20 protein-coding genes are annotated in these 21,126 nt (G+C 61.6%); 9 read left to right on the forward strand and 11 right to left on the reverse strand.

Annotated features, from left to right (window positions below; translation table 11 throughout):
- The first annotated feature begins 5 nt into the window (after positions 1-5).
- The 3 genes from nhaA (at position 6) to ACYYKW_RS15380 (ending at position 2,768) form a co-directional block, all read left to right on the forward strand.
- Positions 6-1,196 carry a Na+/H+ antiporter NhaA gene (gene nhaA / locus ACYYKW_RS15370; protein WP_336355036.1) on the forward strand — a complete coding sequence of 397 codons (1,191 nt, stop codon included), beginning with the start codon at positions 6-8 and terminating at the stop codon, positions 1,194-1,196.
- A gap of 166 nt (positions 1,197-1,362) precedes the next feature.
- Complete coding sequence (locus tag ACYYKW_RS15375; protein WP_464990488.1) at positions 1,363-2,547, forward strand: S-type pyocin domain-containing protein; 1,185 nt, start codon at positions 1,363-1,365, stop codon at positions 2,545-2,547.
- Positions 2,544-2,768: a hypothetical protein gene (locus tag ACYYKW_RS15380; protein WP_093104013.1), complete on the forward strand. Its 225-nt coding sequence runs from the start codon at positions 2,544-2,546 to the stop codon at positions 2,766-2,768. Before ACYYKW_RS15375 ends, ACYYKW_RS15380 begins: the two co-directional genes overlap by 4 nt.
- 128 nt (positions 2,769-2,896) lie before the next feature.
- Here the strand turns inward: ACYYKW_RS15380 and ACYYKW_RS15385 are convergent, their stop codons facing one another.
- The 6 genes from ACYYKW_RS15385 to dinG all read right to left on the reverse strand — a co-directional run bounded on the left by ACYYKW_RS15385 (position 2,897) and on the right by dinG (position 11,425).
- Positions 2,897-3,361, reverse strand: coding sequence for an outer membrane lipoprotein (locus ACYYKW_RS15385; RefSeq protein WP_016771369.1), 465 nt, complete (start codon positions 3,359-3,361; stop codon positions 2,897-2,899).
- Positions 3,362-3,540: 179 nt separating this feature from the next.
- Entirely contained in the window at positions 3,541-4,188 is a 648-nt protein-coding gene (gene pdxH, locus ACYYKW_RS15390; RefSeq protein ID WP_093104015.1) for a pyridoxamine 5'-phosphate oxidase, read from the reverse strand.
- Between the two features lie 24 nt (positions 4,189-4,212).
- Positions 4,213-5,319, reverse strand: a complete 1,107-nt coding sequence (locus ACYYKW_RS15395) for an OmpA family protein (protein WP_434708114.1) — start codon at positions 5,317-5,319, stop codon at positions 4,213-4,215.
- Between the two features lie 112 nt (positions 5,320-5,431).
- Positions 5,432-6,577 carry a serine hydrolase domain-containing protein gene (locus ACYYKW_RS15400; RefSeq protein ID WP_093104021.1) on the reverse strand — a complete coding sequence of 382 codons (1,146 nt, stop codon included), beginning with the start codon at positions 6,575-6,577 and terminating at the stop codon, positions 5,432-5,434.
- A gap of 145 nt (positions 6,578-6,722) precedes the next feature.
- Entirely contained in the window at positions 6,723-9,185 is a 2,463-nt protein-coding gene (locus tag ACYYKW_RS15405) for a beta-agarase (protein ID WP_464990489.1), read from the reverse strand.
- 95 nt (positions 9,186-9,280) lie between these two features.
- Complete coding sequence (gene dinG, locus ACYYKW_RS15410) at positions 9,281-11,425, reverse strand: ATP-dependent DNA helicase DinG (protein WP_093104027.1); 2,145 nt, start codon at positions 11,423-11,425, stop codon at positions 9,281-9,283.
- A 98-nt stretch (positions 11,426-11,523) separates the two neighbouring features.
- Here dinG and ACYYKW_RS15415 point away from each other — a divergent pair, with 98 nt between their 5' ends.
- Positions 11,524-11,982: a DUF2269 family protein gene (locus ACYYKW_RS15415; protein ID WP_464990490.1), complete on the forward strand. Its 459-nt coding sequence runs from the start codon at positions 11,524-11,526 to the stop codon at positions 11,980-11,982.
- A 113-nt stretch (positions 11,983-12,095) separates the two neighbouring features.
- Here ACYYKW_RS15415 and ACYYKW_RS15420 read toward each other — a convergent pair whose 3' ends face one another.
- The 4 genes from ACYYKW_RS15420 to ACYYKW_RS15435 all read right to left on the reverse strand — a co-directional run bounded on the left by ACYYKW_RS15420 (position 12,096) and on the right by ACYYKW_RS15435 (position 14,796).
- On the reverse strand, positions 12,096-12,854 hold the full coding sequence (locus ACYYKW_RS15420; RefSeq protein WP_464990491.1) for a collagen-like protein: 759 nt from the start codon (positions 12,852-12,854) through the stop codon (positions 12,096-12,098).
- Positions 12,847-13,128, reverse strand: a complete 282-nt coding sequence (locus ACYYKW_RS15425; protein ID WP_464990492.1) for a DUF1145 domain-containing protein — start codon at positions 13,126-13,128, stop codon at positions 12,847-12,849. Before ACYYKW_RS15425 ends, ACYYKW_RS15420 begins: the two co-directional genes overlap by 8 nt.
- A 159-nt stretch (positions 13,129-13,287) precedes the next feature.
- Positions 13,288-14,010, reverse strand: coding sequence for a PA1041 family peptidoglycan-binding anchor lipoprotein (locus ACYYKW_RS15430; RefSeq protein WP_093104040.1), 723 nt, complete (start codon positions 14,008-14,010; stop codon positions 13,288-13,290).
- A gap of 90 nt (positions 14,011-14,100) precedes the next feature.
- On the reverse strand, positions 14,101-14,796 hold the full coding sequence (locus ACYYKW_RS15435) for a PA1041 family peptidoglycan-binding anchor lipoprotein (protein ID WP_090282103.1): 696 nt from the start codon (positions 14,794-14,796) through the stop codon (positions 14,101-14,103).
- Positions 14,797-14,995: 199 nt separating this feature from the next.
- Here ACYYKW_RS15435 and ACYYKW_RS15440 point away from each other — a divergent pair, with 199 nt between their 5' ends.
- From ACYYKW_RS15440 to ACYYKW_RS15455, 4 genes are read left to right on the forward strand one after another with little or no spacing between them, the layout of a single operon-like run.
- Positions 14,996-15,493, forward strand: a complete 498-nt coding sequence (locus tag ACYYKW_RS15440) for a DUF6231 family protein (RefSeq protein ID WP_093104043.1) — start codon at positions 14,996-14,998, stop codon at positions 15,491-15,493.
- 4 nt (positions 15,494-15,497) lie between these two features.
- Entirely contained in the window at positions 15,498-15,974 is a 477-nt protein-coding gene (locus tag ACYYKW_RS15445) for a YchJ family protein (RefSeq protein ID WP_093104046.1), read from the forward strand.
- Positions 15,975-16,016: 42 nt separating this feature from the next.
- Positions 16,017-16,511, forward strand: a complete 495-nt coding sequence (locus tag ACYYKW_RS15450) for an LEA/WHy family protein (protein ID WP_093104049.1) — start codon at positions 16,017-16,019, stop codon at positions 16,509-16,511.
- Complete coding sequence (locus ACYYKW_RS15455; protein ID WP_034154967.1) at positions 16,508-16,711, forward strand: SEC-C metal-binding domain-containing protein; 204 nt, start codon at positions 16,508-16,510, stop codon at positions 16,709-16,711. Before ACYYKW_RS15450 ends, ACYYKW_RS15455 begins: the two co-directional genes overlap by 4 nt.
- 838 nt (positions 16,712-17,549) lie before the next feature.
- Here ACYYKW_RS15455 and ACYYKW_RS15460 read toward each other — a convergent pair.
- Positions 17,550-18,107, reverse strand: coding sequence for a cysteine hydrolase family protein (locus ACYYKW_RS15460; RefSeq protein WP_464990500.1), 558 nt, complete (start codon positions 18,105-18,107; stop codon positions 17,550-17,552).
- Positions 18,108-18,305: 198 nt separating this feature from the next.
- Between ACYYKW_RS15460 and ACYYKW_RS15465 the strand changes: the two genes are divergently transcribed.
- Positions 18,306-20,756 (forward strand): penicillin acylase family protein, encoded by a 2,451-nt coding sequence (locus tag ACYYKW_RS15465; RefSeq protein ID WP_464990493.1) that lies wholly within the window; start codon positions 18,306-18,308, stop codon positions 20,754-20,756.
- Positions 20,757-21,126: the final 370 nt, after the last annotated feature.

The raw sequence follows: 21,126 nt of genomic DNA on the forward strand, positions 1-21,126 counted from the left end.
CGACCTTGCCTCTGCGTAGCACTTTCACGCGTTTCTTTCAGTTGGAAGCTGCCAGCGGTCTGTTATTGATCGCCGCAGCCATTCTGGCGCTGATTATCAACAACTCGCCGCTGTCGTGGCTGTACACCGGCCTGCTCGACACGCCGGTGGTGGCGCAGGTCGGTGCGTTGAAAATCGCCAAACCGCTGCTGTTGTGGATCAACGACGGCCTGATGGCGATGTTCTTCCTGCTGATCGGTCTGGAAGTGAAGCGCGAAGTGCTCGACGGCCAGTTGTCCAAGCCCTCGCAGATCGTTTTGCCCGGTGCGGCGGCCGTCGGCGGCATGCTGATACCGGCGCTGATCTACTGGTTTCTCAACCGCGACAACCCTGCCGCCCTCAGTGGCTGGGCGATCCCGACCGCCACCGACATCGCCTTCGCCCTCGGCGTACTTGCCCTGCTCGGCAAACGCGTGCCGGTGTCGCTGAAGTTGTTCCTGATGACCCTGGCGATCATCGATGACCTCGGTGCCATCGTGATCATCGCGATCTTCTACTCCGGCGAACTGTCGACCCTGTCGCTGGGCCTCGCCGCGGCGTGCATCGCCTCGCTGGTGGCGATGAATCGACTCGGCGTGGTCAAGCTCGGGCCATACATGATCATCGGTCTGATCCTCTGGGTCTGCGTGCTCAAGAGCGGCGTCCACGCGACGCTGGCCGGTGTGACGCTGGCGTTCTGCATTCCGTTGCGCACGAAAAACGCCGAACCGTCACCCTTGCTCACCCTCGAACACGCGCTGCATCCCTGGGTCGCCTACGGCATCCTGCCGCTGTTCGCCTTCGCCAACGCCGGTCTGTCGCTGAGCGGCGTCACCGTCGAAAGCTTCACCCATGATGTACCGATGGGGATCGCCATCGGCCTGCTGCTGGGCAAGACAATAGGCGTGTTCGGCCTGACATGGCTCGCGGTAAAAGTCGGTATCGCCGCCCTGCCCCAAGGCGCCAACTGGGGCCAGATCCTCGGGGTGGCGATCCTCTGCGGCATCGGCTTCACCATGAGCCTGTTCGTCGGCTCACTGGCCTTCGAGCCAGGCGTGAGCGACTACGCCGGCATGGACCGGATGGGCATTTTGACCGGCTCGATTCTGGCGGCGTTGATCGGTTACGCGGTGACGGCGGCGGCGAGTCGCAAGCAGGCCGTATTGCCGACCAGATAGAAGATCCATGGCGAGGGGAAATCTTCCCTCGCCATCATTCTTTGTAACGCGCGGCGAACTATCTCCACGCCTTTAGCGACGCGTCCTACAGCCATAATTTTCCTGCTTCGTTAACGTCGTGCAGCCCCTTTCGAGGGGCTGTCGATGATGAACGAAGGGACGATCTGTGGCGCGTGACAAGGACATTTCGCGGGTGCAAAACCCACCGGCGGGCGACGGGCATCATGTTACCTGGCGGTATATGACGGCCACTGAACTGGCCGAGCGTGAAGCGCGACAAAACGCCTACGACGCGATGCTGGTCCGGCAAGAGACGTTTGAACGCAGCCGGGAAGTGGCTGCGACAAAACCTGAAGCCGTGCGTGCTGGCTGCGTGTTTGCCAAGTCCTGCAAGTTGCCGGACGCCATCATCGATTACGCCAACCCTTCCGGCATGGTGCCGACCGACAGCCTGAAGGATTACGGCGAGCTGATCCTGCTCGGCGCTCGCGAGGCGGATGAACGCGGTGGCGTCCCCCTCAAGAAAATCAGCGCCAATGCCCTCCCCGTCGGGTTTGGCAGCCTGGCGTTGGCCGGCTCAGCCTTCGAAGCGCTGCCAGCGATGATGTCCAGCGCGGCGGTCTCGCCTTTGCTCGGGTTGGTTGCGCTGCTGATGCCTTCAAATCTGGGTGACAGTGCGCTGTATACCGATGAGCAACTGAGCACGCTCAAACAAGCCCGGACTCGCGTGCGCCTGCGTGTCGAACAGCAGGCCGATGGCACGCTCAAGGGTTACGGTTTCTACACCGGCAAGAACCGCGATTGGGAAATGGTTGATGTCGTGCAGTTCAGGCCACGCGGTGACCGGTTCGTTGCGGATCTGGGGGAAGGCGTCGAACTGCTGTGGACGCCGGCTGTGGATGGCTCTGACATTCTCGGCATACCGGCGTTGGAGGCTGCACCACAAGCACCGCATATCTGGGTGTACCCGCCGACGAAAGCGGCGGACGGGATTCTGGTGAATCCAGTTTATCCGCCGGAGTACAAGGATTTCATTCTCGTGTTTCCGGCGGATTCGGGCATCAGGCCGCTATATATTGTGGCCAGCATTTCACAGGGAAATTACCATCAAAAACCTAAAAGCTTACCTGCATATCCCGATGCTCGATGGGCTCCTCCAAAAACACCAATAAAGGGTGGCGGAGGGTTACGCCCGCGATGGAAAGACAAAGAGGGATTAATTTTTGAATGGGATTTCCGGCACGGTGCGGTTGAGAAATATACAAAGCGTGGGAGGCATTTGGGGGAGTACAACCATGAAACAGGCGAACAGACGAAACCAGCAGATCCTACAAGAAGGATAGAACCATGAAGCATCGAATCATGGGCGTGGTAAAGGGTGACGACTCAGCTGTATTTGAGCAAGCGCTCCCCATCGCTACGTCCAATTTAAAAGTCATTATGGGTTGGAGTACGAGAGACGACTCTCTTTACGATTACAAGCTGACGGAGCAACAGATCACTGATATTGAACAAGCATGCGCCGTAAACATGCCTCGACACCTTGACCTATATCTTTCCTCTGAAGACTAATGACTTAGGTGCCACAGGGGCCTCGAATACTTCATGGGCACCTGCGCCAAATACTGATTGCTCAAATCACAAGCAACAAAAAACCCCGACCAGTCACCTGATCGGGGTTTTCTTCACCTGCATCCCGCTTAGTGCGAAACGCGACTGGTCCCGCCAACGGTCGAAATCCGTACCCGCTCGCCGACGCGGAACACTTCATTCTCCTGAACCTGCTGCACGTAGGCGCGCATGCTGCCGTCGTCTTCACGGACGGTAATTTCCACGCCCTGGGTGCGCGTCAGGCCTTCTTCGGTAGCCGAGCCTAACAGGCCGCCTGCCACTGCGCCGATGACTGCGGCGACGATGCTGCCCTTGCCGCCGCCGATGGCGCTGCCGCCGACACCGCCGACCACTGCGCCTGCCGCGCCGCCGATCGGGGTCTTGGTGCCTTCGATTTTCACCGGACGCAGGGATTCGATGGTGCCCATGCGAATCGTCTGTACGCGACGTGCTTCGTCACGGGAGTAGGAGTCACCGGTCAGGCTCGACTGGCAGCCGGTCAGCAACATTGCCATGGTGGAAAAGGAAGCAACCAGCAGAACAGACTTACGCATAGCATCAACTCCAAAAGAACATGTGTTCATTAAACTCCGTGGCTTGGCGCCTGTCACGACACCTGCCGGATAAATTGGCTTCCATTCAGGCCAGGTACAGACGGCGGCGAACGTCCACTTACAGTAGCGCCAAATCAGCAATCCTGCGCCGCCGGCCGCTATCTGGCTCGGTAGACTGCTCAGGGTGCCAGTCGTTCAAGAATCCAGGCGGCGCCCTGCGCACGGTAGTTGAGGCGATCGTGCAGACGGCTCGGCCGGCCCTGCCAGAATTCGATGCGCTCGGGCAGCAAGCGATACCCGCCCCAGTGTGCCGGGCAGTCGGGTTGGCTGTCGGAGAAACGCTGCTCGGTGGCCTTGAGCAAATCTTCCAGTTCACCACGGCCGTTGATCACGCGGCTTTGCGGTGAGGCCCAGGCACCGAGACGACTGCCCAGTGGCCGTACCTGGTAGTACGCATCGGACTCCTGCGGTGTGACCTTGACCACTCGCCCTTCGATGCGCACCTGACGTTCCAGGGTAGGCCAGAAGAACGTCATGGCGGCGAATGGGTTGGCCGCCAACTGCTGGCCCTTGGCACTGTCGTAATTGGTGAAGAAGGTGAAGCCGTGGTCATCCAGGCCCTTGAGCAGCAGAATGCGGCAGTGCGGACGCCCGTCGGCATCGACCGTGGCCAGGGTCATGGCGTTGGCCTCTACCGGTGCCTGTTCGGTGTTCACCGCATCGGCGAACCACTGGTGAAACAGGGCGAACGGCTCGGCCGGGGCTTGCGCCTCGGTCAAGCCATCGCGGGTGTAATCACGACGCATATCTGCCAGAGCCTGGGTCATGGCGCATTCCTTTTGATTAGCGGATCACTTTTTGGTGGCGTCTGTCGCAGCGACTTTCTTGTCGGTCGTGGCAGCTTTGGCTGGCGCGGTTTTCTTTGCAGCCGGTTTGGCCGGAGCCTTTTTCGCAGGTGCCTTGGCCGCAGCTTTCTTGGCCGGGGCCTTTTTCGCCGCTGGGACGGCGGCTTTTTTCGCGGCTGGAGCCGGAGTCGCTGGTTTGGCCGCTGGCTTGACGTCTTGCGCTGCAACCAGGGTCACTGGCTTCGGCGCTGGCATGTTGTATTTGCTCAACAGCGCAACCATGGTGTTTTGTGGGGTCACCAGCAACTCAACGCGACGGTTCAAGGCGCGGCCTTCAACGCTGTCATTGGCCGCACGCGGTGCTTCCGAACCCATGCCACGCAGCATCAGGCGATCACGCTGCAGACCGCTGAGGCGGAAGATCGCCGCCACCGATTGAGCTCGTTCCTGGCTCAGCTTGATGTTGGCCGGCGCGGCACCGCTGGTGTCGCTGTGGCCGAGCACCAGCACGGCAGTTTTCGGGTCGGCTTCGAGGATTTTCGCCACGCGGGTGAATGGGCCGAGGGTGACCGGCAACAGCATCGCCGGACGGTCCGGGTTGAACGAGCCTTCAACTGGCGCGGTGACGACCAGCACGTTGTCGCGGCGCTCGAGTTGCAGGTTGCTGTCCTTGACCGCTTCACGCAGGCGCGGTTCGTAGTCGTCGAGCCAGGCCTGAGTCACCTTCGGATCAGGCATCGGCACGGCTTTGGCGGTAGGCTGGTCCTTGCCGCCAAATGGCCACCACCATTTGCCATTGGATTCGGCGTCAGCCTTGGCGACGGCAACCGGTTTTTTCACTTCCGGAGCAACTTCAGCCTTCAGGTCCGCTTTGGTCGCTTCATCGCTGGAACCGAACGGCCAGTACCACGGATTGCTGCTCTCAGCCTTGGCGACCGGTGCAGTCGCCGCAGGTTTCAACGGGGCCGGGGCCGGTGCAGGCTCCTTGGCCGCGACCGTGTCGGAAGAACCGAACGGCCACCAGCTGCCGCCGTCCGCGTCGTTTTTCGGGGTCTGTGCGCAACCGGTGATCGCTACACACAGGGCCAGGGCGAGGGTCTTTTTAGATGACATTGAAAATCCACAAATGAAGTAATGAAAAATCAGAGCACTTTCGCCCGGATAAACAGCCGTTTTGAATCGAAAATCCTGTTGAGGTTCCGCCCCTGGAACCTCTATCAACGCTTTACAGACAAGTGGCAAGCACCCGCGCGAGCTTTTGCGCGCGCGGGTCCATCAATACATATGGCCCAAGGGTATTTGTCACGAAACCAAACGCGACATCATGCTCAGGATCAGCAAAACCGATGGAGCCGCCCGCTCCCGGATGGCCGAACGCGTGCGGACCGAGGCCATAGGTGGCGTTGGGCACGTCGGGTTGATCAAGCATGCAGCCGAGACCAAAACGCGTGCGGGTCAGCAACGTCTTGTCGTCGCCGAGGCTATGCTCACGGGTCAGCTCTTGGAGCATGTCGCTTTCGAGCAGGCTGCCGTCAAGCAGACCGGCATAAAACCCGGCCAGACTACGCGCATTGCCATGGCCGTTCGCCGCTGGTTGCTGCATGCGTCGCCATTCCGGTTTGTTGGTGCTGGTCAGCACCGACGGCGGATTGGTGAAGGCACGGGTGGTCATGGCCGTCGGCTCGCGCATGGTCACTTGCAGCAAGCGCTGGGCCGCGGCGTCGCCGGGGTTGCCCTTGCCGCGGGCGATGTGCGCCACGCGATGAAATTCTTCATCGGCCAGACCGACATGGAAATCCAGCCCCAACGGCTTGGCCACACGAGCGACGATGGATTCACCGGGCCCACGGCCGTCAGCGCGGCGCAGCAATTCGCCAACCAGCCAACCGTAAGTGATCGCGGCATAACCGTGACCCGTGCCCGGCGTCCACCACGGTGCTTCGGCCGCGAGGGCATCGACCATGGTTTGCCAGTCGTACAGGGCTTCGGGAGCGAGCAGTTCGCGCAACGCCGGCAGGCCGGCCTGATGGCAGAGCAATTGGCGCAGCGTTATGGATTCTTTACCGGCGGCGGCGAATTCCGGCCAATAGCGGGCGACCGGTGCATCGAGTTGCAACTTGCCTTCGGCCACCAGTTGCAGCGCGGTGACCGCAGTAAACGTCTTGGTGCAGGAGAACAGATTAGCGATGGTATCGCTGTGCCAGGCTTCGGCGCCGTCCTTGTCGGCGGTGCCGGACCAGAGGTCGACAACGGTTTGTCCACCGACCTGAATGCACAGGGCTGCGCCGCGTTCCTGGGCATCGTCGAACAGTGCGGCAAATGCCTCGCGCACCGCTTCGAATTGAAGCTCGTAATGACCCTGAATCTGCACCCGCAACTCCCCCGCGAAAACGCTCTACAAAGTGGCCCGCATTGTTCCAGCCCTTGAGGGATTTGGGAACAGGCGCGGGCCAGACGGTTGTTCTGGAAATTTGTTGAGCCTGCTCGCGAAGAACGCTAACGCGGTCTTTCGGAACTCAGTGACCATTGCCGGAATGCCCACCTGCATGTCCGGCCCCTGCCGCCTTACCCGCCTCCCCTTTGCGCCCGCCCTCAGCTTCATGAGCCGGGGCTTTCTGTGCTTCTTTGCCAAGCTGCTCAAGCGTCTGCAGATTGCTCTTGCGCACAGTCTCGACGAAGCCCTGGTACGGCACATCGGTGACCCCGACCAGACCGAAGTGACCATTCTCGCCGTCGAGCAAACGCCCGGTTACCGGTTGATCGAGATACTGGAACCAATGCACGCCAACAATCGACGGCTCCTTGAGCGCCTGTTTGAGGAAATTGGCATAGGCCGGGCCGCGATCTTCTTCTCGCGCGACTTGCGTAACACCGCCCCAGAGCGGGCCACGATCGGTCGAGCCGAAATTGAACTCGGTGATCAGCACCGGTTTGTCCAGCGCGGCGAGGGCGGCGAAGTCATGACCGTCCTGCGGTTTGAGCGTGTACATATTGAAGCTCAGCACATCGCAATACTGCGCACAGGACGCCACGGCTTCCGGCGTGCTGACAGCGAAGCGCCCGCCGAGCAACATTTGGTTGGGTGCGTGCCATTTCAGCGAGTCGGAAATGGTCTTGAAGTACGTGTCGGCGAAAACCTTCTGGAAGTATTTGAAGTCGGCCTCGATTTCCGGGTGTTCCGGGTTCGGCAGCGGCGGCACGAAGCCCGGATCTTCCATCAATTCCCACGCCGGCAAGTCGATGCCCCAGGCCTTCGACAGCCCGCCCTGATTGCGGTATTTGTCGCGCAGTTGTTTGAGGAAGGCGCGTTTGGCCGGCACGTCAGTGGTCATTTTCAGCGTGCCGTAAGCCAGTGCGTAACGCGCCTTCGGATCATCGCCAGGACCGGCCCAGGCCAGTTCGTTGTCGGCGTAATAGCCAATCAGCCACGGATCGTCGCGATGATCGCGCGCGGCAATCGCCACCGCACGTTCGGTAGCCATGGCGAAACGCGGATCGAACGGGTCAGGCATGCCGCCCCACCAGTCGCTGCCGGTGCTGATGCTGGCGTAGTCGCCGACGATCGACAGCGGCAAGGTATACGGCACGCGCTCGGCATCGCCAAGCACCGGTGCGCTCCAGTTGCCGATGGTATTGAAGCCCCAGGCTTGCAGGCGATCAAGAGTGTGGGTGGCCCATTGCTGTTCGTCGATAGTCGCTTGGCACGGCGCGGAGGTTTCAGCGCGGGCGATGTGCGCCGCGTCTGTTTGAGCGGCTTCGGCCACGCCGGATTTCGGCTCGACTACAGGCGCGGCGGTTTTCTCGGCGGACGTTTCGGCGGCTTCGGATTTGGCCGCCTCTGCCACGCCGGACTTGCCTTCGCTGTCCGCCTTGCACGGCGCGCCGTACAAGCGTTGCAGGTTAGCGGCGTAGAAGTCATACCAGCGACCATTGGCATAGCCTCGACCCTGATCGACGCCATTGCCACCGCGATTGTCGCCCTCGCCAAAATGGCTGGCCAACGGTTCGTTCGGCTTGGGCAACGAGTCGAACATGTATTCGCGACCGCTCACATAAGTGCGGTTGACGTCGGGGCTGACGGTGTTGACGCCGAGGGAGTAAAACGGATGCCCTTCAGGGGTTACCAGATACCAGCGGCCATCGCGCTTTTCGCTGCGGAAGAAACCGCTGGCCTTGAACGCCGGGCCCCGATTCCAGCCACCGAATTTGTCCAGTGAAGACTTCTGGCGCTCGGCCAGCCAGCTCTTCAGTTGCTGCTGTTCCTTGGCGGCGGCGGATTTCAGCTGCTGGTCATCGGCGATCTTCTCCGGCCACTTGCCTCGAGTCGATTGCCCGTATGCATCGACCAGATTGCCGTACACGGCCTGGTTGATCCCGTCGTCGTTCTGCACGCCGAAACGCTCGAGCAGCAGGCTCTGGGCAACTTTCGGTTGATCCATCGACAGACTGACCGAGACCACCTGGCTGCGATCAATTGCGCCACTGCTGCTGGCGAGCAGGATGCGTTGGCCATCGACAGTCATCGGCATCGCCGGCCCGGCTTTCATGCCCTGGCTCAACGGCGTGGTGGCGACCAAAGGCACCAACAGGGTCTGCGCCGGACCGGCCGGCAGGTCGACGCGGCTGACCAGGGTTTTGCCATCGTTGCTCTGAATCTGCACGTAAACCGTTACAGCCCAGTCCATCGCGCTCTGCAGCCGCAGGGTCATCATGCCGGACTGCGACCAGTCCCAAGCGCCGGCCTGCGGCGTCAGACGCAGGGTCGGACGGGCCACGGGATTGAAGGTCACACGGCGCAGCACCTCGCCCTCTGCTGTCTGCTCGGCGTTGGCTTGCGGCAGATCAGCATTTTCGGTGACAACCTTGACTACATCGGCCGGGCGCACGAAGTTGAACAGGGCCTGTTGACCGGCAGGCGCTGCGCACAACGGCGCAGCGAAGATCAGGGCGAATACAGCGGGCAACGAACGGCGAATCATAAGAACGGAGTTCTCCCTAACGACCCATCAAGGCCAGTGGAAAAGCGGTGGCAAGGAGATAGACAACACAGTGGGCGAAACCGCCCACCGTTGTCTCAGGATATTTCGCGGCGGAACGGCGGCAGTGCGTTGAGGATCGCCTTGCCGTAGCGCTGGGTGACCAGACGCCGATCAAGCAAGGTGATGGTGCCGCGGTCTTCTTCGGTGCGCAGCAGACGCCCGCAGGCCTGGACCAGTTTCAGCGAAGCGTCGGGCACCGAGATTTCCATGAACGGATTGCCGCCGCGGGCTTCGATCCATTCCGACAGCGCGGCCTCGACCGGGTCATCCGGCACCGAAAACGGGATCTTGGCGATCACCACGTGCTCGCAGTAAGCCCCCGGCAAGTCGACGCCCTCGGCAAAACTGGCGAGGCCGAACAGCACGCTGGAATCGCCGCCATCGACCCGCGCCTTGTGCTTGTTCAGGGTTTCCTGTTTCGACAGGTTGCCTTGAATGAACACTTGCTTGCGCCAGTCACGATCGAGGCCGTCGAATACGTCCTGCATCTGTTTGCGCGAAGAGAACAGCACCAGCGTGCCGCGCGAGCCCTCGACCAGATCCGGCAATTCGCGAATGATCGCCGCCGTGTGCGCCGCCGCATCGCGCGGGTCGGCCTTCAGGTCGGGCACGCGCAATACCCCGGCATCGGCGTGATGGAACGGGCTCGGCACCACGGCGGTGACGGCTTTTTTCGGCAGACCGGCGCGCATGCGGAATCGGTCGAACGTGCCCAGCGCGGTCAGCGTCGCCGAAGTCACCAGACAGCCGTAAGCCACGTTCCACAGGCTGCGGCGCAGGGTTTCTGCGGCGAGGATCGGGCTGGCATTGACCTCGATGTCGAACAGCGAACCGCTTTCGGCCAGGGTCAGCCAGCGCGCCATCGGCGGGCTGTCTTCCGGGTCTTCGGCGGTAAACGCGGTCCACAGTTCCCAGTTGCCGGAAGCACGGGACAACAGGCTGCCAAACAGCGGATACCATTCTTCGGCCTGATTACTGGCGATGCCGATGTTGACCTCGCCGTCCATGCCTTCCTTGAGCAGGTCGGTCAGGCGCTGGAACAGATCGTTGAGCCGCGAAAATCCCTTCTTCAGCTCGATGCCCATTTCGCGCATGTGCTCCGGAATCACCCCGCCGACAAAGCGATGACGCGGGCGCTCGCGGCCCTCGACGTCTTCACCGGGTTTGAAATCGGCCACCTGCTCGCAAGCGCTGAACATGAACTGCTGCTGCGCCTTGATCTCCCGCGCCAGCTCCGGGACCTGCTCGATCAGCTTGCCCAGATCGCCCGGCAACGGGTGCTGGGCCAGCAGTTTGGTGAGGTTCTTGGCGGTGGTTTCCAGCCAATCGGCGGTGGAACGCAGGCGCGTGTAATGGGCGAAGTGGCCGATGGCCTTGTCTGGCAGGTGGTGGCCTTCGTCGAACACGTAAATGGTGTCGCGCGGATCCGGCAGCACCGCGCCGCCACCCAAGGCCAGGTCAGCCAGGACCATGTCGTGGTTGGTGACGATCACGTCGACCTTGCCCATGCCTTCGCGCGCTTTGTAAAAGGCGCACTGGCCGAAGTTCGGGCAATGCCGGTTGGTGCACTGGCTGTGATCAGTAGTCAGGCGCGCCCAATCGGCGTCTTCCAGCGCATTGGGCCAGCTGTCGCGGTCGCCGTCCCACTTATTGCCGGCGAGCTTTTCGATCATGCTGGTGAACAGCTTCTGGCTGGCCTCGTCGACCTCGATCTTGAAGCCTTCTTCTTCGAACAGCTGCGCGGTGGCGGTTTGCGCGTGGCCTTCCTGCAGCAGCATGTCGAGCTTGGACAGGCACATGTAACGGCCACGGCCCTTGGCCAGCGCAAAGCTGAAATTCAGCCCGCTGTTGCGCATAAGGTCAGGCAAATCCTTGTAGACGATCTGCTCTTGCAGGGCGACGGTCGCGGTGGCGATCACCAAGCGCTTGCCGGCCAGTTTCGCAGTCGGGATCGCCGCGAGGCTGTAGGCCACCGTCTTGCCGGTACCGGTGCCGGCTTCCACCGCGACAATCGCGGGGTCGCCACTGCGCCGGCCTTCGTCGTCGGTGTCGATATCACCGAGGACTTTCGCGACTTCAGCGATCATCAGGCGCTGACCGTATCGCGGCTTGAGGCTCTTGGCCTCTAGAAAACGCGAATAGGCGCCCTGGATCGTGGTTTTGAGTTCAGTGCTGATCATTGAGTGTCGGGCGCAAAAACGCTGGATAAATTTTCAGTGGTTTGATTCGGCGGCTATCATACCCCGCTAATCGATCCTGCGCAGAACGGAGTGCCCGAATGACACCTTTTAGCCTCGTTTATCCCCTGCATGTCCTCGCCGCGCTGGTGTGGGTTGGCGGCATGTTTTTCGCCTGGATGGTCTTGCGCCCTGCGGCTGTGAAGGCTTTGGAGGGGCCGGCCCGGCTGACCCTGTGGGTGGAAGTGTTTCAAGGTTTTTTCCGTTGGGTCTGGGTGGCGGTGATCCTCTTGCCGATCACTGGCGTGGGCATGCTGCATTTGCAGCAGGTCGGGTTCGAGACCGCGCCAAAGTACGTGCAGGTGATGATCGGTTTGTATGTGGTGATGACCGCGCTGTTCATCCGCATCCAGGGGCTGATGCTGCCTGAGCTGCGCAAAGCGGTGGAGGCAAAGGACTGGCCGGCGGGTGCGGCGGTGCTGGGGCGGATTCGCCGGGTGGTGGGGGTTAATCTGCTGGTCGGGGTGGTGCTGGTGGCGGTTGCGGCGGCACGGCCTTGATCGTTCCCACGCTCTGCGTGGGAATGCCGCAAGGGACGCTCTGCGTCCAGTGACGCTGAGCGTCACGGGCAGTGTTCCCACGCAGAGCGTGGGAACACTCAGCGGGTTGGACGTTAAAAGCGCTGCACAGTCACAGCACCCGCCGCCCCCGCCGGCCCTGGCTGTCCATCCGCGCCGGCCTTGCCGTTCTTGCCGCCATCGGCGCGATACACCAGGCAGCCCTTGGACTTGCCGCCCTTGCCCGCCTTGCCGCCGACACCCGCCGGCCCACCGGCACCGCCCGCCACGTTGACCTTGATCCGCTCGGCCGGAAATTCACGCGGCACTTCAAGGCGCACCAGCGCTCCCGGTGCGCCTGGCTGGCCGTCGCTACCGTTGCTGCCATCGGAACCATGGCCGGCCGAGCCATAAGTGCAGCCTGGATCTTCACCGTTACCGCCGTCGAGCCCGACAAATCCAGGGGCGCCCGTGCCGCCACGAGCGTCAACCAACAGCTGCGGCGCGTTCAACGCCTTGAATTGCAGATTCAGATTGCGTCCGGCACGGGCGGCCTTTTCATAAGTGCCCGGTGCCCCGCGCGCGGTGATCTGGCTGCCTTCGCTGAGATCGGCGCGCGCCACCTTCATTTCCAGCGCCTGTTCGGCCGGGACGATCGCGATGCGCGCTTCATGGCCCAAACGTAATTCACCGACGTTCAATTCGGTCACGTTCGACGGGATCAGCAAAGTGCCGTAATCGGCTACTTCAAGCTTCTCCAGCTGCAAGGTGCTGGCAGTGTTGGGCAGACGCATCAGCGAGTTGGCTTCGACGCTGACCACCTGGGCGCAGGCAAAGGGACTGATGAATGCAGCGAGCAGGCAGAGTTTACGCATGGGAAGAAGCCTCCGGAGCGGCCGGGGCCGGGATGGTTTGCAGGTGGAAGACGCCGAACACCAGGATGCGGCCACGATCACGCCAGGGATGCGGGCGACCTTTGAGGCTGCGGTTGCACAGCAGCATTTCAATGACATGGATCAGCAACAACAGACCGCCGGCCAGATTGACCAGCAGGTGCAGCGGATGAACGAACGGCACCAGTTGATTGGCCAGCACCACGCAGCAGAACAGCAGGGTCAACAACCGCCCCAGCCACCAGAACACTTTCATACGCCCCCCGTGTTGCGAATTATTCTTTGCGCGCACAGTACCGGCTTCTACGGGGGATAAGCCAGAGGGTCAAATGAAAAAACTTCGCTGTGCCGCTAAATGGCTGCCGGCGCGATAACGATCGCCCGGCAGCTCTAGCCTGCGCCCTGCAGAGGCGCGCTAACGATTGATGTGCAATTCCACGCGACGGTTCTGTGCGCGCCCGTCGTCCGTGGCGTTGTCCGCCACCGGCTCGCTTTCGCCACGCCCTTCGCTGGTCAGTTTGTTCGGCGCCAGGCCCTGACTGAGCAGATAGGACGCAACACTGCTGGCACGGCGTTCCGACAAGGCCTGGTTGTAGGCATCCGAACCTTTGCTGTCGGTGTGGCCGATGACCTTGATGCTGACCACGTCGGCGTTGCGCAACTTGTCCATCAGCGTATCGAGCTGCGCCGTCGCAGCCGGGGTCAGGTCGGATTTGTCGAAATCGAACAGCACGTCGCCGGCATCGCTGAGGGTGATGACTTCCGTTTGCGGCGCCGGCTCCGGCGCTTTGGTCGCAGCCGGGTACACCGGCAGCGGGCAACCGCGATGATCGACCTCGGTGTTTTCCGGGGTATCGGGGCAGCGGTCGCGGCGGTCGAATACGCCGTCGCTGTCTTCATCGCCGTCCTGGGCGTAACAGATCAAGCCTCCGGTGAGGATGCCCAATGCCGCGCCGCCACCGGCCCAGCCGGCGCTTTCGATAGCGCCGAGGCCGCCACCGACCAGCCCGCCGAGAAGGCTGCAGATCGGCCATGTACGTTGATTGAGGGGTGCAGTGCCATCGCTGTGCGTGGCGCAACCGGTGAGCAGGCTGCCGAGCAGCAGTACCGGCAAGACGGACCTTGCGAAAACAGTCATGGTGAAAGCTCCTGTGTCACCGGCCCATACCGGTTACACAGGAGTAAAGACCCGCATCCGCGACTGCACAAGCCGCGGATGCGAGAGGGCTTAGCGGACGATTTTGATTTCGGTGCGACGGTTCTGCGCGCGACCATCAGCCGACTTGTTATCCGCCACTGGCTGACTTTCACCCAGACCGGACACCGAGACGAAGCTGGCGCGTGGCACGCCTTGCTGGATCAGGTATTCCACCACCGAATGCGCACGGCGATCCGAGAGTTTCTTGTTGTAGGCATCGCTGCCCACACTGTCGGTGTGACCGGTCACGGTCAGTTGCGCGGTCGAGGACTCCTGTTTCAGGCGGTCGGCAACCTTGTCCAGTACCTGTTTGTCAGGACCGGTCAGCGTGGCCTTGTCGAACTGGAAGTGCACATCACGGATGACGATGGTTTCTTCCTTGACCACGACCGCTTCTTCAACCACTGGCGCAGGGGCCGGTGGCGGGCAACCGTCAGCATCGACCTGAACGCCTTTAGGCGTGCCCGGGCACTTGTCGCGGCTGTCTGGCACACCATCGCCGTCTTCGTCACCATCACCATGAACCCAGCAATAGGCCGCTGCCGTACCACCGACCAGCAGCGCACCGTAACCGGCCCACGCAGCGCTTTCGGTGGCACCGAGACCGGCGCCGACCACACCACCGACCGCCGCACAGGTCGGCCAGTCGGTTTTCTGCAAACCTGCACAACCAGTCAACACACTGGTTAGCAGAACCAAGGGTAATGCTGTCCGAACTATGCTCATCTAGTTTTCTCCTGAGGGATCGGCTTAAAACCGATTCAGGGAGTAAAGACCGGAGTTTTAATCTCCGCCAGCAATAGGCCATTGCTGTTTGCGACCGTGTTCACAGGGCTTGGCCAGATTGTCGGGCGAGCGCGCCGACGCAACGCTTTGCCCCCGCGCACAGGCAGGCTAGTCTTGGCGGTCTGATTGAGGAGCATTGATGAACGTCGCCATTTCTTCCCGCACGCCGCAACAGGCGTTGGCTGCCTTGCTGGATCGCTACGCGCCGGCGCACTTGCTGCTGATCGGCGCCAGCGAGTTTCCGGCCTTGAGCGCTTTCAAAGAGGCGCATCCGGATACCGTCGTCGCCCATGCCGCACCCGGTACATTGCCCGCCGAACTGGCGGCGCAGCGCTTCGATCTGGCGCTGGTCGTCGATTGCCTGGAACATTTGCCCAAGCGCGACGGCCTGAACCTGTTGGGCGGCATCCGTAACCTCAACGCCAGTCGCATCGCAGTATTGGCGGACCTTAGCGCCAGCGGCTGGCAGGAAACCGACTTCTATTCGCTGGCGCTGCAGGCCAGCGAACGTTTCCAGCGCGACGATCAGGTGCTGACCCTGTTCACCTACGATCTGCTTGACTACAAACAAGTCCCTGATTGGCTCAATTCGCGATTCTGGGCCAATCCGGAAAATTTCGGGAAATACTGGTGGTAATGCAATGAGTACAGCTATTTGCCCGTGCGGCAGCGGCAATCTGCTGGAAGCCTGCTGCGGCCATTATCACGAAGGCCACCCGGCACCGTGCGCCGAAGCGCTGATGCGTTCGCGCTACAGCGCTTATGTGCTGGGGCTGATCGATTATCTGGTGGCAACCACCCTGCCCGCTCAGCAAGCGGGTCTGAATCAGCAGGCGATCCGCGACTGGAGCGCGCAGAGCACCTGGCTCGGTCTGGAAGTGGAAAGCTCGGAAGTCTTCGGCGGCCAGCCGGAGCACGCCTTCGTCACCTTTACCGCGCGCTGGCATGACGACCAGGGCGAGCACAGTCATCGCGAGCGCTCCTCGTTCGTGCAGAACGGCGGCCGCTGGTATTTCATCGACCCGACCGTGCCGATGAAGTTGGGGCGCAATGACAATTGCCTGTGTGGCAGCGGGCAGAAATTCAAGAAATGCTGCTCGGGGTATTTCGGCGCGTAGACCGGCTGGCGACTAGACTGGGGTCAAAGGGAGTTCTGCTCGATGCTCGGTCAACGTCACACGTTGCGATTGGTTGTTCTGATGCTGATGTTGAACCTCGGCGGTTGCGCGTCGTGGTTCGGCGACGACAGCGTCGAACCCGCCGTGCATCTGGTGAAAGTCGAAGTGGTGCGGGCGAAACTGCTCGAACAGAAATTCATCCTGCATTTTCGCGTCGACAACCCCAACGACAGCGAACTGACCGTGCGCGGTCTGGAATACCGTATCCATCTGGCTGACATCCTGCTGGCTGAGGGTGAACACGAGCATTGGTTCAGCGTCGGACCGAAACACAGTGCATATTTCAAGGTGCCGATCCGCACCAACCTGTGGCCGAAGGTCAAGGACGTGGTGAAAATGCTGAAAAAATCCGATCAGCAGATTCCCTATCGCCTGCAGGGCGAAATGGAAACCGGTTTATTCATCGCCCACTACGTGCACCTGGAGCGCAATGGCGTGATAATCCCCGCCGATTTAATTCCGGAGCAACACCGATGACCCAGCAACCTCATGTCCACGGCCCTGACTGCAACCACGACCACGACCATCATCACGAGCATGACCACGGCCACGTGCACGGCCCGAACTGCGGCCACGCCCACCAGGAACCGGTGCGCAACGCCTTGAAAGACGTCGGCCGCAACGACCCGTGCCCATGCGGCAACGGCAAGAAATTCAAGAAGTGCCACGGCGCGTGATGCGTTGGGCGGAGCATCTCTTCGCCCGTTAGATCGCCATCGCTTGCAGGCAAGCTCCCACCTTCGACCGCGTTATTCAATTGCAACGCGGTCCAGTGTGGGAGCCTGCTCGCGATGAGGCCGGCACATCCAGCATGGTTGTCGCCTGATACACAGCCATCGCTTGCAGGCAAGCTCCCACAAAAAACCGTCGCCCCCTTCAGGCCGAGTGTCAGCTCGCCTGCTGTTGATTTTGATCCACCGGCGACGTTGAAGGCTGGGGCTTGAAATCAGCCTGAAAATCAAAAGCCCCTCACCCTAGCCCTCTCCCAGAGGGAGAGGGGACTGACCGGGGTGGATGCGAAAGCTACGCCGACGTGAAATACCGAGTCGCACACAGGTCTGGAACAGCCCACAAATCGGCTCCCTCTCCTGGGGGAGAGGGCTGGGCGGGCGGCGTTCCGATGAGGGGCGAATACACCACAAATCCAAAGCCAACCACCCGCTTCTAACCACTCAACAATGAGCGTTAGCTCGAGTGCTTTTGATCTTGATCCACCGGCGACGTCGGAAGGCTGAGTGGAGGGATTGATCCGGGCGTGGGAGCGTAGCGACCGTCTGGCGCAGCCAGACACAGCGGAAGTAGGTGCAGCGAAGCAAACCGTAGCCGCTGCGCCCGGATCAGTCCCGGAGCGAAGGAACCCGAGCTTGCGAGGGCCGAACGCAGGAGCAAGCGTTTTTTTGCTTACTTTTTTTAGGCGTTTGTAAAAAAAGTGAGTCGCCGTCAGGCGAAACCGCCAGCCGCAGCACCCGAAACAACGGATATGTACACAGCAACAAAAAAAACCAATAGAGATATTCAGCCAGCCGCCAGAACCCGGTCACTGCTGACCACCGTCGCATACTCCCCGTGCAAATTCCCCAGCGACATCCCGTGCACCTCCTCAGCCGTCCGCGGTGTGCCGAAATAATCGGCCTTGTCGAAGGTAAAACACCCGTCCTCGACCACCCAAGCATCGAACCCAAGATTACCGGCGGTACGCGCCGTTGATTCCACCGAGTTGTGGGTAGCCACGCCGACAATCACCAGTTGCCCAATCCCCGCCTCACGCAATCGTGCCTCCAGTCCAGTGGCAGAAAACGCATCCGGCACCTGCTTCTGAACCAGCCACTCGCCCTGCTGCGGCACGAATCGTGGCTGAAACTCCACGCCCTCCTGCTCCGGCCAGAACACCGATTCCGGCGAGCGCGACAGATGCTGGACATGAATCACCGGGCGCGCGGTCCGGCGCCACAGCGCCAACAGATCAAGAATCCGTTCTTCCGCCTGCGGGTTATTTCTTCGGCCGAGACGCGGATGCAGAATGCCTTTCTGTTGATCAATGATGATCAGTGCAGCGTTGCCCTTGAGCTCCATGGCGATTTTTCTCACGAGGTTTGATCGGTTTTCCTCAGTTCACCATCACCGCTTCGCGTCAGGCAACTGCAAACGCGTCGACTGACCGCCTTACCACTGAAGAAATAACCGCTCACCCCGCTTGCGCGGCCCTCGCCTGCTCACTAACGTAGCGCCTTTATTGCGCACCCAGCCTTTGTCCCTCCAGGAGCTTCGCCCATGGCCTCGCCAGCCCTTACACATTTTCTTCCCCGGTTCGGCGTTGCCGCAGCAGTGGCCGGTGTCCTGGGCCTGTCCGGTTGCCAGACCTGGAACGCCCAGGACAGCCTGCCACCGACCTCCGGCGTGCAGCCGCTCAAGGGCCTGGCGCAGAATGTTTCGGTACGCCGCAATGCCATGGGCATGCCGTTGATCGAAAGCAACACCTTCCACGATGCGCTGTTCAGCCTCGGCTACGTCCACGCCAGCGACCGCATCAACCAGATGGTCACCTTGCGTCTGCTGGCACAGGGCCGTCTGGCGGAAATGGCCGGGGCCTCGATGCTCGATGCCGACCGCTACATGCGCGCGGTAAACCTGAAGAAAAGCGCTGGCGAGTTGTACAAGGCTTCGTCGCCGCGTCTCAAACGCTTCTTCGAAGTCTATGCGCGGGGCGTGAATGCTTACCTGTTCCGCTACGCCGACAAGCTGCCGGGCGATCTCGCCGCCAGCGGCTACAAGCCTGAATACTGGAAGCCGGAAGATTCGGCGCTGATCTTCGCCCTGCTGAATTTCAGCCAGTCGGCCAACCTGCCGGAAGAAATCCAGTCGCTGGTGCTCGCGCAAACCGTCACCAGCGACAAACTCGCCTGGCTGACGCCGTCCGCGCCGGATGAAAACCTGCCGCTGGCCGAGGCCGACAAGCTGCAAGGTCTCAAGCTCAACGGGCAGATTCCCGGGCTGAGCGAATTGAGCAACGCCAGCCAGCAACTGTCGACGCTGAACCTGCTCGGTGCGACGTCGGCGAACAACTGGGCGATCGCCCCGCAACGCAGTCGCAGCGGCAAGAGCCTGCTGGCCAGCGACGCCCACGGGCCGCTGATGGCGCCATCGTTGTGGAGCTTCGTGCAGATCCGCGCGCCGAAATATCAGGCGGCCGGGGTGACCATCGCCGGTTTGCCGATGGTGCTGGGCGGTTTCAACGGCAAAGTGGCGTGGAGCATGACCAGCGTGCTCGGCGACAATCAGGACCTGTTCCTGGAAAAAATTCGCCGCCAGGGCAGCAGCCTGACCTACGAGGTCAACGGCAAATGGCAGCCACTGGGCGTGCGCAACGAAACCTATTTCGTCAAAGGCCAGCGACCGATTCGTGAAGCGGTGTACGAAACCCGTCACGGCGCGCTCCTCAACAGCGCTCAAGCGGCAGCGCAAGGCAGCGGTTTCGGCCTGGCCTTGCAGACCCCGAGCTTCACCGACGACAAATCCCTGGACGCGTTTTTTGACCTGACCCGTGCGCAAACCGTCGAACGTGCTTCCGACGCCAGCCGCGAAATCCGTGCTATCACCACCAATCTGGTGTTCGCCGATGCGAGCAACATTGGCTGGCAGGTCACCGGACGCTTCCCCAACCGCCGTGAAGGCGAAGGCCTGCTGCCCTCGCCGGGTTGGGAGGGTCGTTATGATTGGGACGGTTACGCCGACCCGATGCTGCACCCCTACGATCAGGACCCGGCGCAAGGCTGGCTCGGCACCGCCAACCAGCGCGTGATCCCCGACGGTTACGGCATGCAGTTGTCGAAATCATGGGCGGCCCCGGAGCGCGGCGAGCGCCTGGCGGAACTGGCTGGCGGCAGCAAACACGACAGCCGCAGCGTGATCGCCATGCAGTACGATCAGACCACAACCTTTGCCGCCAAACTGAAGAAAGTCTTTGAAGCGCCGGGCATGAAACAACCGCTGAAGCAGGCGATCGATGCCCTGCCGGAAGCCGAGCGCAGCAAGGCCCGCGAAGCCTTTACGCGGCTGATGGCGTTCGGCGGCAAGCTCACCCCGACCTCGGCGGATGCGGCGCTGTATGAACTGTTTCTGCAGGAAAGCATGAAGCAGATCTTCCTCGACGAACTCGGCCCGCAATCGAGCCCGGCGTGGAAAGCGTTTGTCGCCAACGGGGATACGTCGTACGCAGCGCAGGCCGACCATTTGCTCGGTCGCGAGGACAGCCCGTTCTGGGATGACGTGCGCACGCCGCAGAAAGAAGACAAGGCGCAGATTCTTGCACGCAGCCTCGCCGCTGCGATCAGTGCGGGCGACAGTCAATTGGGCGGCGATCACCGCGCCTGGCAGTGGGGCAAGTTGCACAGCTACCAATGGCGCGATGCCAACGGCCAGACCGTGCGCGGGCCGCTGGCGGCGGGTGGTGATCACACGACGCTGAACACCGCTGCGTTTGCCTGGGGGCAGGATTTCGCGACCACGCGGGCACCGTCGATGCGTTTCATCGTCGACTTCGGCCAGGCGGAACCGCTGATGGGGCAGAACGGTACCGGGCAGTCGGGTAATCCGCTTAGCCCGAGTTACCTCAACGGCATCGATGCGTGGCTGAAGGGGCAGTACATCGGGTTGCCGATGCAGCCGCAGAATTTTGACCGGGTGTATGGCAAGACTCGACTGACACTTACTCCCGGGAAATAGGCCAAAGATCAAAAGCCCCTCATCGGAACGCCGCCCGCCTAGCCCTCTCCCAAAGGGAGAGGGGACTGATTGGGGATGCTTGAGAAATTCGCCGACCTGATCGAGCGAGGCTGAATCCGGCATGGATTTCATTTTGCCGAAACCGGCACTGATCGTTCCCACGCTCCGCGTGGGAATGCCTCAACGGACGCTCCGCGTTCGGCACTGGAGGGGACGCGGAGCGTCCCGGGCTGCGCTCCCACGCAGAGCGTGGGAACGATCAGAGTGGCTCGGCTTCCAGGCGAGGTCAGCCCCATATTCAGCTCGGTCCATCAGGTCGATGCACCTCGTCAGACACTTCGCTCGGCCCCCTCTCCCTCCGGGAGAGGGC

This window comes from Pseudomonas sp. 15C (assembly GCF_055484735.1).